The 14,296-nt window shown below is 64.2% G+C and carries 8 protein-coding genes; 2 read left to right on the top strand and 6 right to left on the bottom strand.

The genetic code is table 11. The features are described from left to right. The first annotated feature begins 2 nt into the window (after positions 1-2). Together V5F68_RS15650 and V5F68_RS15655 are read left to right on the top strand one after the other, a co-directional pair. Positions 3-2,450 (top strand): glycosyltransferase, encoded by a 2,448-nt coding sequence (locus tag V5F68_RS15650; RefSeq protein ID WP_394013442.1) that lies wholly within the window; start codon positions 3-5, stop codon positions 2,448-2,450. Further along, positions 2,447-4,861, top strand: coding sequence for a hypothetical protein (locus V5F68_RS15655; RefSeq protein WP_394013443.1), 2,415 nt, complete (start codon positions 2,447-2,449; stop codon positions 4,859-4,861). The genes V5F68_RS15650 and V5F68_RS15655 overlap by 4 nt, the downstream gene beginning before the upstream one ends. A 252-nt stretch (positions 4,862-5,113) precedes the next feature. Here V5F68_RS15655 and V5F68_RS15660 read toward each other — a convergent pair whose 3' ends face one another. The 6 genes from V5F68_RS15660 to V5F68_RS15685 form a co-directional block, all read right to left on the bottom strand. Next, on the bottom strand, positions 5,114-6,436 hold the full coding sequence (locus V5F68_RS15660; protein ID WP_394013444.1) for an HlyD family type I secretion periplasmic adaptor subunit: 1,323 nt from the start codon (positions 6,434-6,436) through the stop codon (positions 5,114-5,116). Next, positions 6,436-8,163, bottom strand: a complete 1,728-nt coding sequence (locus V5F68_RS15665; RefSeq protein ID WP_394013445.1) for a type I secretion system permease/ATPase — start codon at positions 8,161-8,163, stop codon at positions 6,436-6,438. The genes V5F68_RS15660 and V5F68_RS15665 overlap by 1 nt, the downstream gene beginning before the upstream one ends. A gap of 96 nt (positions 8,164-8,259) precedes the next feature. Beyond that, complete coding sequence (locus V5F68_RS15670; RefSeq protein ID WP_394013446.1) at positions 8,260-9,489, bottom strand: glycosyltransferase; 1,230 nt, start codon at positions 9,487-9,489, stop codon at positions 8,260-8,262. Positions 9,490-9,491: 2 nt separating this feature from the next. Then, a complete protein-coding gene (locus tag V5F68_RS15675; protein WP_394013447.1) occupies positions 9,492-10,322 on the bottom strand; it encodes a SapC family protein in 831 nt (276 codons plus the stop codon). An 11-nt stretch (positions 10,323-10,333) separates the two neighbouring features. After that, positions 10,334-11,068: a SapC family protein gene (locus tag V5F68_RS15680; RefSeq protein WP_394013448.1), complete on the bottom strand. Its 735-nt coding sequence runs from the start codon at positions 11,066-11,068 to the stop codon at positions 10,334-10,336. 84 nt (positions 11,069-11,152) lie between these two features. After that, positions 11,153-14,092, bottom strand: coding sequence for a hypothetical protein (locus V5F68_RS15685; RefSeq protein ID WP_394013449.1), 2,940 nt, complete (start codon positions 14,090-14,092; stop codon positions 11,153-11,155). Between the last annotated feature and the right edge of the window lie 204 nt (positions 14,093-14,296).

Consider the following 14,296-nt stretch of genomic DNA (forward strand, 5'->3'; position numbering starts at 1 on the left):
CCGTGGACCAGATCGCCCCGCAAACGGGCACGCGGCTTCCGCGCGGGTCGCTGCTCCTCGGCCCGAAATCCGCCGCCGCGGAAGAAGCGGTGCGCCCGCTGATCGCCCTTGCCGAAGCCGAGCGCGACGCCCGCGGCAAGGCCGTGGATGAGCCGGCGGACCTGGTGCGTCTCGCCCATGCGTATCTGATGCTCGGTCGCCCCGAGGGCGCCGTGCGCGCCGCGCGTCGGCTGCTGGAGCTCGACCCACAGGAGGCGAGCGCGGCGGCCATTCTGTTCAATCACGGAACGCCTGCGGAACGGGAGCAGGCCGCGCTGCGCCTCGCAGGCTCGGCCACCGATCCCGGACTGAAGGGGGCGGCTCTGCGCGCCCTGCGGGCGATGGGCCACGCGGCGTTCGCGCATCTCGACTGGTCTGCCGATCGCTTGCAAGGATTTGCCGCATGGCAGCCGGGGGCCAAGGCGGCCCTTGTTTTCTTGACCCCCGAGGGCGAGGAAACCTGGCCACTCGATCCGCAAGACGACCACCCTTTTTCCGAACCCTTCGGACACGCGACGGCAATCGCGCTTTCCCTCGCGCCGGCAGACGCCCATGTGTTCGTCGCGGTCGGAAGCCAGCGCTACGGCCTGCTGCGCCAGAATGCGCCGGAGCCTGTTCCCGCGCGCCGTGCGCCCTCCCCCGAGGATGGGCAGGGTGCGCAGCTCACCATCCTCATTCCCATCTATGACGATGCGGCGGCAACGCGGCGCTGCATCGAGAGCGTGCTGGCGCATCGCCCCTCCCCCGAGACACGCGTGCTGCTGGTGGCGGATGATCCGCCCGATAAGGAATTGCGCGCCTATCTCGCCGCGCTTTCGGCACCCGGCCTCGATCATCTGCACAATCCGCTCAATCTCGGCTTCGTGCGCTCGGTCAATCGGGGCATCGCGGCGATCCCGCACGGGGATATCCTGCTGCTGAATGCGGATACCATTTTGCCGGCGCGCTTCGCCGAGCGCCTGCGGGCCGCCGCCTATGGCGCCGACGATATCGGAACGGTGGTCCCGCTCTCCAACAATGGGGAGTTCGTCAGCCTTCCCGTCCCGTTCCGCGCCAATCCCCTGCCCGATGCGCAGACCATCACGCGCATCGACGAGAGTGCCGAGCGGGCGAACGGCGGCGGCGTGATCGACCTGCCAAGCGGCATCGGCTTCTGCCTCTACATCACCCGCCGCTGCCTGAACGATATCGGCCATCTGTCCGGCGGCTGGGGACGCGGCTATCTGGAAGACGCCGATTTCTGCCTGCGCGCCCGCGCCTTCGGCTGGCGCAACGTCTGCGCAACCGACATCTACGTCGGGCATGAGGGCACGCGCTCGTTCAAGGAGGAGAAGCGCGGCCTCGTGGTGCGCAACCTCAAGCGCCTGGGCGCGGCTTTTCCGGCCTATGAGGCGGCGTGCGGCAGTTTCGTCGCGGCCGATCCGCTGCGCGGCGTGCGTGCGGCCATCGAGGCGGAATTGCCTCCCGAAAATCGGCCCGCACGCCTGCTGGTGCATGGCCCGTCTCTCGCCGACACCGCGGATGCGCTCGTCCACGCCGTTTCCGAGGCCGGAGAGGAGCCCGTGCTGCGTGCGGAACTCAAGGGCCGGCCCGGCGCATGGTCTCTCTCCCTGTCGGCCGCGGACGGCGGCTTTCCGCAAAATCTCCGCTTCCATCTGAGCCGTTCCGACGGAGCGTCCGCTCTCGCCGCCGATCTCGCCCGGCGCCCGCTCGCCCGCATCGAGGTGCTCGGCCAGGAAGCGCTGCCCGAGGACCTGTGGCGGATTCTGTGCGGCCTGGGCGTTTCCATCGAGGTCCATGTCCATGCCCTGCGGGCCCATGCCGGTGCCGGCGCCCGCTTCTGGCCCGCCTTCGCCGAGCCGGCGATCAGCGCCGTAGTGCCGGCGCACGAGCAGATCGAGCATGTGGTGCGGGGCCGGCGGCTGGTTCTGCCGTGGAAGGTGCGGGCCGCGACGGAAGCGTTCCGGAGTGTCTCCCGGGCGAGCGTGCCGCTGAGCGATGCGCCCATCGGCGTCGTGCTGCCCCACGCGGAGGCGCGCGCCCATCTTCTCGCCTGGGAACTGGCTCTGGCCTTGAAAGCTGCGGGTGCGGGCAATGCGGTGTTCGTCTTCGGCGCCAGCCTCGACGACCGCGCCCTTAGCAGCCTTCCCGACCTTGTGGTGCTGGGTGCGGTGGAGGCCCACGAAGCGCCGAGCCTGATGGCGGCGCTCGAAATCGGCCGCATCGTCATCGCCGACCGCGATGGGCTGGGCCACCCGCTCGCCCTGGCTGCGGGACGCAGCGATTTGCCATGCGCGTTTTTCGGTGCGGGAACCGGGGCCGTCGGCGATCTGGTTCTTGCACCCGACACGGGAAATCTTGAAGCTGTACGCCACATCCTCGACTGGATCAGGAGCCGCCCGTCGCAATGAATTCCGCTCTCCCTGCCCCGTCCGAGATCGTGGAGATCGGCGTGCCGATGGCCTGCGGCGTGCGGGCGGCCTTCGGCGCATCGGGAGAATACGGCTTCTCCGGCTTTGTCATGGATCCGGAGGACCTGACCCGGCGCCATGTGATCGAATTGCTGGTGGATGGCGTGCCGACCCAGGTGACGCGGGCGGACCTCTACCATCCCGCGCTCGCCGAGGCGGGGGTGGGTGACGGCTGCTACGGCTTTCAATTCATCGTGCCCGCCCCGGTTTACGCCAGCGCCACCCGCTTTGAAGCCCGCCTCGCCAATGTGGAAGAGCATCTGCCGCTCACCGAGCCGGTGGAACCGACCGGCGAAGCAGCCCGTGGGCAGGTGGAATGGCTGGGCAACCTCAGGTTCCGCGGCTGGGTGCGCCAGCCTGCGTCCGGGGAGGACGCATCCACCCCGCGCCTTCTCGTTTCAGTAGACGGCACGGCGGTGATGGATGTGCCGGCGGACCGCTGGAGCGGCGCCTTCGCGGATGGCGTGCTCCAGCCGGTGCGCGGCTTTGACCTCGAATTGCCGGACACCTTCGCCGACGGACGCCTGCACCAGGCCGTATTTACGCTCGCCGGTCCAAGTGTCGGCGGCCCCCAGATGGTGGGCGGCACCGCGATCCCTTTCCTCGCCTTCGGCGACGCCTTGCGCGCGCTTTTCGATGGCCGGTTCCCCGAAGAGGGGCTGGAGAGGCACCGCGAGGCGACCCGCATCGAGTTGCACGAAAAGCTCTTTCCGCGCTCCCTCCCATTCACGCAATACGCGGCCTGGCGCGCCGCGCAGCCCCCCGAGCCAACGCGCCCCTTGCCGGAAGGCGCGACAGCGGACCAACTCGCCCTTGTGTTCCTGGGCGAGGATGGGCTCGACATCTCCTTGGACGGCCTGGACGGAGCAGGCGTGCAATGGGTCGCCGGCGCGCTGCCAAGCGACAGCGCCAAGGCGAATTTCGATCCCCGCCCGCTGGGCGAGTTCATGGCCGGCGAGGCACAGAGCAGCACCGCTTTCGTCTTCCTTCCCGCCGGTGCGCGCATCCGGCCCGGCGGGCTGGCGCGGATCGCCCAGGCGCTGGCGGATCATCCGCGCGCCATCATGCTGTTCGCCGACGTAGACGTGGAAGAGGCCGACGGCACCTTATGGCCGCTCGCCTTTCCCGCTGCAGATTACGAGCGCACCCTGGAGCAGGGCTTCGCCGCCCGCTGCTTCGTGCTGCGCACCCCCGCGCTGCGCACGGCGCTGAAGCGCGGGGCCAATACGGTCTTCCGCCTCGCCAACTTCCTCTACGACTTCCATCCGCTGCCGGTGGGCGCCATCGTTCATCTTCCCGGAGCGCTTGCCAGCATACCCACGGCCTGCCTGCGACGCGGCCACGCGTCGCTGAACCGGGCGACCGCCGAGCATCTCGCCGCCATCAAGCAGATGGCCCGGCAGGCGATCGCGATCGGTGAAAGCCTGCCCGCGGTGCGCGTGGCCCGCGCTCCGCCGCGCGAGCGCGTCACCCTGGTGATGGATGCGGCCTCGTATCCCGCCTTGGCGGAACGGTGCCTGCGGGCGGCCTTGCCGGCGCTGCGTCGCGTGGATGGGGAATTGATCATCATCCTGCCGCCCGGCAAGGTGAACCCGGCCTTGGCGCCCCTGCTCTCCCCACTTCCCAAGGTTAAGGTGCTGCAACGGGCCAATCCTCGCACCGTTGAAATCTTCAATACGGTGTTGTCGGGCGCGGAAGGCCAGTCTGTGATCTTCCTCTCCGGCGCCATGGCGCCGCTCAACGAGGATTGGCTGGACGAACTGCGCTGCCGGCTGGAAGGACGCGACACGGGGGCCGTGGCGCCGCTGGTGGTGGACCCGGAGGACAATATTTACGACGCCGGCTATGTGCTCGGTCCGAACCTGGATGCGGTCCGTGCCTTTGCGGGTCGCCGCATTTCGGATCCCGGCTATGGCGACATGCTGCGCGTTGCCCATGAAGTCTCCGCGCTGAGCTTCGATTGCGTGGCCATTCGCCCCGCGCTCCTGCGGGATCTGGGGGGTATGGACGGGCTGCGCTTTCCCGTTTTCTTCACAGGCATCGATGCCAGCCTGCGCCTGCGGGCACGCGGCAAACGCCTTGTGGTTACACCGAACGCCGTGGTGCGTGATCTCGCCCCCGCGCGGGTCGGCACCGCCGCGCTCGGCCGCTCGCCGCTCGCAGCCGCTCGGGCCCGAGAATTGCGCGGCCTGCGCTGGCGCTGGAGCAACGTGCTGGCGGACGATCTGCTCTACAATCCCGTCCTGAACCGGGAGGGGGCACCCTATAGTGCATTGTGCTGGCCAGCGGTACGGCCCATGCCTCGGGTCGCCGAGCCTCAGCCGCCCGTCACCTGGCCCGCAGGACTTTAAAGTCTCCTCCGCGTCCTGAACGCCGAGGCCGGCTTCACCTGCCCTAGCGGAACGCGGTCGTTACGCCGAAGGAATAAGCCGCTCCAACCCACACGGCTGCGGTGTTGGGACCCCGCGCGCTCATCGCAGACGCCACTCCCCCATCGCGGAGGCAAACGCGAAACCCGTAGGCAAACGCGAAATTGGGAGCGGACGGCGATACGCCGTCCGCATTTCGGCGTCAATCAAGGGGCCGGCGCTGCCGGCCCCCCCTCAGCGCTCGCGCAGGGCGGTGGACAGGCGGTCGATCAGCGGGCTCATCAGATATTGCAGAACCGTGCGCCGGCCGGTGGGCATGATGGCCGTGGCATTCATGCCGGGCATCAGCTTGTCGTTGATCTCGGCCGAAATCGACTTGCGGTCGACATCCACTTCCACGGCATAATAGGACGCCGTGGTCGGCGAATCCTGCTGCGCATCCGCGCTCACAGTGCGAATCTTTCCCTTCATCGTCATGCTTCCGTAGGATTGAAACTGCGGCAGCTGGATCTGCACGTCCTCACCGATAAGGACGCGATCGATGTCGACAGGTAGAACCTTGGTGCGGATGACGAGCGTGTCGGAGGCGGGCACGATGTCCATGATCGGATCGCCCGGGCGGATCACGCCACCGACGGTAAACACCTTCATCTGCTGCACCACGCCGGCAACCGGGGCCTTGATCTCGACGCGCGAGAGGCTGTCCTGCGCGACGACAATCTGCTGGCGCGCGTCGCTGATGGTCTTGCGCACGTCCGAAACGAGATTGGCGGCTTCCTGCCGATAATCCTTCCGCAATTGCTCGGCCTGGGCGGCAAGTTCGTGAATCCGCTCCTGCCCCTTGGCTTCCGCCACCACGGCGGCATCGATCTGCCCCTGCATGGTGAGCTGTTGCCGCTCCGTGGCGGCAACCCGGGGAACGGACACGAGACCCTTAGCCTTCAGCTCGCGCAGAGCCGCCAACTCCTGATTCACCGTGACCAGTTGTTCCTGATTGTTGGTGCGCTGGATCTGCGCCTGCTCGATATCTCTTTGCGCCTGCAAGGACTGGGAGGCGTTGACGTTCAGCGTGCCAAGTAGTGAATCGCGGCGGCTCTCGAACTGCTTCTTGTTGTCATTCACGGCGTCCGCCACGATGGGATCACTCATCATGGCCGTCACTTCCGGTGGAAACGAGATATGGTCCGCCATGTTGCGCTGGGCTTCCAGACGCGCTTCCAGAATCAGGGCTTGAGCCAGTTGCTTGCGGTAAAGCTGCGTGGTGGCTTCTGACCGCGTGGGATCGAGGCGCAGCAGCACGTCACCCGCATTTACCACGCTTCCATCCCGCACCAGGATCTCACCCACGATCCCGCCCTCGAGATGCTGAATGGTCTTGCGGTTGGATTCCACGGATATCACGCCGCTCGAAACCACAGCGCTGTCGATGCGTGCGAACGCCGCCCAGCCGATAGTACCCACCAGGGACAGCGCAACCATAAGATAGCCCCAGGAAAGCACCGCCTTCCAGTCGCTCGGCGCCACCGGCGCCTTCAGGAGATAGGAATTGTCGAGCATCAGGCTTCCCGATTGTCGCGATCACCGCCGATCACCGTCAAGGCGGGCGTGGCCTTCAGGCGTGGCAGGCGGTTGACGATATTGTCCCTGTCCCCATGAGCTTGGACCGCGCCTCCGTTGAGCACCAGGAGATCATCGCAGAACGCGAGCAAGCTCATGCGGTGCGTCACCAGTATCACGACCTTTTCGGCAGAACGCAGGCGCTGAATTGCACTTCCGAGCGCCTGCTCGCCAACCGAATCGAGATTGGCATTCGGCTCATCCATCACGATGAGATAGGGATTGCCGAATACCGCGCGCGCCATGGCGATCCGCTGGCGCTGGCCACCGGACAACACATAACCACCCGGGCCGATCTGGGTATTGAACCCCTCCGGCAAGTTGCGGATCACGTCCTGGACACCGGCGATCTCGACGGCCTCCACCAGCATCTGCGTGTCCTCGCACTGAACCGGATCGAAGCGGGCGATGTTCTGAGCCACCGTGCCGGGCATGAAATCGATGTCCTGAGGCACATACCCCACGAGCCGCCCGAGCTCATCCGGATTCCAATGGGTGAAATCGTGATCGCCAAGAGAAATGGAGCCGCGCCGCGGGGTCCAGATATTCACCAGCAATCGCGCGAGGCAGGATTTTCCTGCGCCCGAGGGACCCACGATCGCAAGGACGCGGCCCGGATATACGGTAAAGGACACATCGCTGATGATGACCTTGTCGCTACCCGGGGCCGCCCCCCAGATGCGGGACACGACAAACGGACCCTCCGGACGCGGCAGGGAGATGCGAGGCGCGCGATCATTGCCAAGCAGCGCCGCGTCGAGCCGATGGCGCGCGGGGCCGAACCGGGTGATCTGCTCCCAATTGGAGATCAGGCCTTCAATGGGATAAACGCCGCGCATCATCAGCATCAGGGCGATGAACATGGCGGTACCATCCACCAGCTCTTCCATCACGAGCAACGCGCCCACAGTGAAAATCGTGACGTACAAGCTGGCTTGCATGAAGCGCGACGCGGACCGGATGATGCCGGCCCGCCGACCGGCTTCCTGACGCCAGCCCAGCATTGCCGAATGCATCAGATGCCAGCGGTCACGCAGCGGCGGCATCATGCCGAGCGCCCTGGCGCTTTCCGAATTCCGGGCCAACGCCGCTCCGAACTCGTTGGTCGCGCCTGCGACTTGCAGGTAGCGCGCGCTATCCTCCCGCACCGCCCATTGATTGAACAGCGAAAGGCCGCTCAGAACCACAACGGCAAGCAGCGAAACGACGCCGTATACCCAATGAATGAGGAACATGCAGGCGATCAGCACAGGCGACCAGAGGGCATCATAGACACTCGTCACGACCCGGCCGGTGAGAAAGTCGCGCACGAAATCGAGGTCCCCCAAGGTCGTGGGGGTCAATCGCGTGGCCGCATCCTCGCGGTGCAGGGTGGAGAAAAATGCCTTACTCAGGCGGGAATCCAGAGCAATACCGATACGCCCCAGCGCTTTCTCACGAATATGATCAATAATCGCGCCCATTGCCATCAGGAACAATGCGATGATAACAAGCACAATCAACGAATTCATACTGCGGCTTGGCAGCACTCGCGAATTGACCAGGTAACCAAATAATGGCCCGACTAGAAAAAAGATCGGAATAAAAGCACTCAATAAAAACAATCCGACGTAAGCCGGAATGAGATCGCGGATGGCAATAAACGTTGGGGAATTCGCTCGGGTCATACGCAATCCCAGATTTCGACGCAGGCAACATAGCACATTGCTGCGTTGCGGTCAGGGGTTTGTCATTTGCCTTTCCGAGGCATCCATAACCTTAGGTCATTCCAAAAGCTGGTCAGTGAGTGCCAATTGACGCTGGACGCAATCCGCCACCGCATACCGGCGCACGATGCTGGCACGGGCCTCCCGCCGAATACCATCGAAGGCGCGCGGGTCGTCCAAGACCTGAATCATCCGCTGGGCCAAATGGCTGGGCGAGAAGAATGGCGTGAGCAGCCCGGTGTGACCATCCCATATGGCCTCGCGAACCGGCGCGGTGTCTGAACCGACAACCAGGCAACCGGCGGACATCGCCTCCAGCAACGACCAGGACAGCACGAATGGATAGGTGAGATAGGCGTGGACCGCGGAGACCTGGAGCACTTTCAGAAAAGCCCTCCGCGGCACGTGGCCGAGAAAGAAGACCCGGGACATATCCAGCCGCCCCGCCACTTCGGCCGTGAACGTCTCGCGCCAGCTGCGCCCGTTCACCGGACGGCGGCCATAGGAGACGTCGTTGCCGCCCACGATCAGCACACGTGCATCGCGGTGTGCGTCCAGCACTTCCGGCAGCGAGCGCATGAAGATGTGGAAACCCCGATAGGGCTCGAGATTGCGCGCCACATAGGTGATGATCTTTTCGCCCGCCCGCAGGGTGACGGCCCCACCCCCCAGGACAAGCTGCGCCGTCGGATCGGGGACCGCATCATCCACGTCGATGCCGTCGTGGATCACCTTGATCTTGCTGTGCATCTCCTCGGGATAGACGCTGCGCTGCCATTCGGTGGGCGCCACGCCGCAATCGGCTTGCAGCAAGGACAACGCCATGGTCGCGTTGTTCATTTCGATGCGCACCAGGCCATCCATTCCAAACTGCGGGAATTCGGTATCGAACCCCACGTCGGCACCGCGTGCGCGATAAAAGAACTCGCAGAACATGACGATTTTGGCCTGCGGAAAGATCGTCCGCAAAGGCAACGTCTCGCCCCACCCGGGATGGGCATAGATGATGTCCGGTTCCGCTCCGATGCCGCGGACCGCGTTCGACAGATAGACCAGTTGCTCCGCGCGATAACATTCGCTGTTGAAGCGCCGCGCGAACGGATGCACCCCCTCCGCGCCTTGCAGTTCCGGGTCGAAATTATACTTCAGCAGCTTCACGCCGGGCAGTTGTTGGGCCGTGTTCGAGCCGAAGGCGAACACACGCCAGCCCGGCCGCGCCGCCAGCGCGGCGGCCAAATGCCGGTATTGCGCCGGAAAACTATTATGCACGAACAAGGCAGTGGGCATGTTCAGCTCGACTCCGCCCCGTTTGCGGCCAGGGCGTCCAGCGGCACGAGGTCGCTCTCATCCATCGCGAAATTCAGCGCGCTGAGATTGGTCGGGTCGGCCGCAGCGACGGCCTCAGGCTTGCCCGGCTCCTGTTCAATGCGATGCACTTCTATTCCAAGATTTGCGTGCAGCATCCTGCGCGAAAACAGAAGGCAGAACAGCAGTTGCGACGCCAGCATATTGGGCTTCGCCAGCAAAGCGGCGCGCGCGGCAGTCACCGCCGCCAGGCGCTCCGTTGCGACCGTCCAGAGCGTGGCACCGTCGCTCGCCGGCCCGATGGGCAACAATAAATCGGCGAGCATCAATTGCTCCGCCGCTTGGGCCAAGGCCGCGTTGCTGGCTTCCGCGCGCATCAGCAGACGCATCAGTTCCACCACCTGGGGGGTGGCGGTGCCGTCTTCTCCCAGGATCGGCGCGCCGCCCTGGTTCGTCTCGTCCGACAACAGCATGTCGGAAACCAGGACCGTCACCTTGGATTCGCCACCGCCCGGCACCAGGGCGATGGAGAACGGCAGACAGCGCAGGCGGAGCGGCACATAGGGTCTCGACCACCGGCCCTGTCCATCAAGCAGAGGATGCCGCAACAGGCGCGACGACAACCCGGCGACGACCCGCACGCCCAGGCGCCCCGTCTCTACGAGGATGGGGAGGTGATGGCTGCTCTGGAGTAATTCGGATTCGGCAATCGCGACGCGTTCCATCGCCTCGGTGAAGCCAAAGCTGCGCGGGCGAGACCAAAGGCTCGTTTCGCTTTGCCGGAGGGGCCGAAAGCCGAAGATATCGTGATCCACGTTTTCTCTTCTCACGCCGAGGCGAGGCCCGCAAGTTGTCGCGGCGCGAGGGCGCGTCGCGCGTTCTGGTACAGCACGCTGGAGCGGTAAAGTGAAAGGGCGTGCGCGTTCAAAAGGCGCATGCCGGCGAGACCGAAGGTTTGGACGAACGGGCGGAAGGCGTCGCTGGCGAACGCGCTTGGACGCAGGATCAAAAACTCCGGAAATGGGCCGAGCGGCGGATCCTCCGGAAGGCCCATGGCCCAGGGCTCTAGCAGGCCTGCGCCATCCAGATGCGCGCTCATTTCGCGCGTGACCGCATAGGCGGAGCGGAAATAGGCGGCGGCGTACATGCGTTGCGCGCTGGCTTTGCTCGGCGTCCCGTTCGGCGCCAGAATCGTCACCCCGCTATTGTCCGGATCGTCGGCGATCGCATCATCCACGAACATGCTATCGGCAGGCTGGTCCGGCGGGCTCGCAAACGGATAGGCCTGAAGCAGCAGGGGCAATGCGCGGGTGGTGCGCAGCGCGTTCGGCGCATGGCCCTCGCCAAGCGGCAGAAACGAGCGGAGCGCGAGCAGTTCCACGCCTCCCTCGTCCCGCAGCCACACCAGCGGATACCAAGCGGCGAGATCCAGCGCCTCCATGTGTACCACGGGAACTGTCTGCTGTTCGCGGACCACCTGGTAGGCCGACTGCGAGAAGATCCGGCGATTTCCGACGTCGCCTTCCAAGCGTAGCAAGCGCGAATAGAGGCCCTCGAACATAACGCGGTCTTTCAGGAAACGAAAACGCCCCGGCAATGCCGGGGCGTCTTGAAGGTGTCAAGAGCAGGGAAGCGAGGCGACGCCTCAGCTGCCCGGCAGGGTGATGTGCTGGGTGGTCGAACCCACGAAGTACACATCCTGAATGTTCTCGATCGAGATGACTTGTCCCGTATCCGAGAAGGTGATCGTGGTCTCGCCAGTGGACGGGTTGGTGGACACATCCGCGGGATTATAGTCACGACCGAAGAGGTACAGCGTGTCGCTTCCGTCGCCACCATCCAGCGTGTGATCGCCGACATGGGAGGAGATCAGGAACAGGTCGTTTCCATCGCCACCGTAAAGCGAGGACGTGCCGTTCACGAGCACATTGAGCTGATCGTTGCCGGAACCGCCGAACAGGGTGTCGTTGCCGGAGCCAGCCGTCAGAACGTCGGAATCTTCGTTACCGTAGAGCAGATTGTTGCCGCTCACCACGACCAGCTGATCGTTGCCCGTGCCACCGAACAGGGTGTCGAGGCCGGAGAAGCCGGTCAGATGATCGTCGCCGTCGTCACCATACAGTTCCGCATGGGTCCCGAGCGACGTCACATAATCCGAGCCGGAGCCGCCGTACAAGTGATCGATGGTGCCGCCCGTGCCGCCGGTCAGCGTATCGGCGCCACCATCGCCATACAGCAGGTTTCCACCCGTAATGACCGACAGAGAGTCGTTGTCATCACCACCGTACAGCGTGTCCGCACCACTGAAGCCATGCAGGCCGTCGTTGCCCTCATTGCCATACATCAGGCTGTTGGAACCGCCGGAGTAGATCTGATCGTCACCCAGGCCACCGAAGAGGGTGTTGATACCGACGCCGCTGCCGCCGAACATGAGATCGGAGCCGCCATCGCCATAGAGCAGGTTGCTGCCGCTCACGACGGTGAGGGTATCGTTGTCATCACCGCCATAGAGCGTGTCCTGGCCGCTGAAGCCGGTCAGGTTGTCAGTTCCCGCATCGCCATAAAGCAGCGAGTGAGAATTGACGGAGTAGATGGTGTCGTTGCCATCATCGCCATGGAAGATATTGTTGCCAACCCCGAGAGCGGAACCCGTCCCGCCGGTCAGCGTATCGTCGCCAGCGCCGCCGTACAGCTCGTTGCTGCCGGAAACGGCGAGCAGGCTGTCGCTGTCATCGCCGCCATACAGCGTATCTTGGCCGCTATAGCCATACAGGCTGTCTTCGCCGGCGTCGCCATACAACAGACCGTGCGAGCCGGTCGCATAGAGGCTGTCGATGCCCGCCCCGCCGTACAGGGTGTCCGTCCCGCCGCCACTGCCGCCAAAGAGCGCATCCGCGCCGTCGTCGCCGTATAGAAGGTTGTTTCCGGTCGCGACCGTGATGGTGTCGTCGTCAGCTCCGCCGAACAACGTGTCCTTACCGCTGAAGCCGGTAATTTCGTCATTCCCGGTGCCGCCATACACGGAGGCAAACACATTGATCGCGGTGATGATATCAGCACCATCATCGCCATAGAGCTGGTTCACACCCACGCCGGCGGTGCCGCCGACGCCGCCCAGGATGGTATCGACGCCTGCGCCGCCATAAACGAGGTTGGTGCCGGCTCCAACGATCATATTGTCGTTGTCGTCGCCGCCGTAAAGCGTGTCCTGCCCGCTATAGCCGAACAGCACGTCGGATCCGGCATCGCCGTACAGCAATCCGTGCGATCCGACAGCATAGATTGTGTCGTCATCCGCGCCGCCGTAAAGCGTATCGGTACCGCCGGAGCTGCCTCCGGTCATGGTGTCGTTGCCGCTGTCGCCGTACAGAAGGTTGCTTCCGCTGGCCACGGTCAAGCTGTCGCCGTCGGCGCCGCCATAGAGCGTGTCCTGACCGCTGAAGCCCGTCAGGGCATCGGAACCTGCGTCACCGTAAAGGACCGAGTAGGAATTGACCGAAATGATCTGGTCGTTCCCGTCGCCACCATAATACAGGTTGCTGCCGACACCGGGCGCAGCACCCGTACCACCGGTCAGGCTGTCATTGCCCGCATCGCCGTAGAGCACGTTGCTGCCCGCAGAGACGACCAGCGTATCCGCATCATCGCCGCCATACAGGGTGTCATGACCACTGAAGCCCTGAAGCGTATCCGAGCCGGCGTCGCCATAGAGCAGACCGTTACTGCCGATTGCATTCAGAAGGTCGTTGCCGTCGCCGCCATACAGCGTATCCACGCCGCCGCCGGTGCCGCCGTTGAGGGTGTCGCTGCCGGCATCGCCGTACAGAAGGTTGTTTCCGTTCGCGACCGTCAGCACATCGTTGTCCGCGCCGCCATACAGCGTGTCCTGGCCGCTGTAGCCGGTCAGATGATCGTTGCCGGCGTCGCCGTACAACACACTGTACGTGCCGATCGACGTGATGTCGTCGATACCGTCACCGCCATACAGCGTGTCGACACCATTTCCGGCCTCGCCCTGCAAGCCGCCGGTGATGGTGTCATTACCGGAATCGCCATACACGAGGTTCGAACCGATGGTGGTCAGCAGAACGTCGTCGTTACCGCCGCCATAAAGCGTATTGCCGCTGACTTCGGAGATAAGACCGTCGTCACCGTCGTCGCCATACAGGACGTTTCCGGTTGAGTAGGCATCAAGGAAGTCGCTGCCGGAACCGGCAATCAGAACCGTCGAATTGGCATGGGTCGCCAAGGAGTCATCACCGCTGCCGGTGACGTAAATGAGCCCGCTCAAAGAGTTCGAGCCGGGAATATCTACCGAGACGCTATCCGACGTTTCGTAGATGACCGCATCGATCGACGGATCGGTCGGGATAATGCCTTCGCCGCTTTGGCCAACGCCATTGAAGGCCTGGATATGCGCCGTGGCATCAGGGTCCGTGTCGCTATAGACGCCAGCCTGCGTCAAAGCAGCGATAATCTCTTCCTGCTGCTCGGGTGTAATGACCCCGCTTTCCGTCAACGGATCCCAGCCCTGTTCAGGGGCACCACCAGTCAACTGCGCTTCAGTAAGATTATAGATCGCCATAAAACACCCCCACCACGCCGCTCGCCATCAGCGTGACGAAATCAAGAATTAACATTCAAAGAGCACCAGCCCTAAACACTCGAACCTTGGCTGCTGCATCTCGCGTTACGGGTGAAGGTTCACCCGCGTACTTCATCAACTCAGAACTCGCTAAGGACAGGGACAGGCCAACCATCGGATCGCGATCCGACACTCCGACCAGTT

The organism is Roseixanthobacter pseudopolyaromaticivorans, assembly GCF_043195145.2.
Classification (GTDB): domain Bacteria; phylum Pseudomonadota; class Alphaproteobacteria; order Rhizobiales; family Xanthobacteraceae; genus NCEH01.

Excerpts from the sequence above, each read along its gene's own strand:
- V5F68_RS15660 (WP_394013444.1), bottom strand. The coding sequence starts at position 6,436 with ATGCTCGACAATTCCTATCTCCTGAAGGCGCCGGTGGCGCCGAGCGAC.
- V5F68_RS15665 (WP_394013445.1), bottom strand. The coding sequence starts at position 8,163 with ATGACCCGAGCGAATTCCCCAACGTTTATTGCCATCCGCGATCTCATT.
- V5F68_RS15655 (WP_394013443.1), top strand. The coding sequence starts at position 2,447 with ATGAATTCCGCTCTCCCTGCCCCGTCCGAGATCGTGGAGATCGGCGTG.
- V5F68_RS15680 (WP_394013448.1), bottom strand. The coding sequence starts at position 11,068 with ATGTTCGAGGGCCTCTATTCGCGCTTGCTACGCTTGGAAGGCGACGTC.
- V5F68_RS15685 (WP_394013449.1), bottom strand. The coding sequence starts at position 14,092 with ATGGCGATCTATAATCTTACTGAAGCGCAGTTGACTGGTGGTGCCCCT.
- V5F68_RS15670 (WP_394013446.1), bottom strand. The coding sequence starts at position 9,489 with ATGCCCACTGCCTTGTTCGTGCATAATAGTTTTCCGGCGCAATACCGG.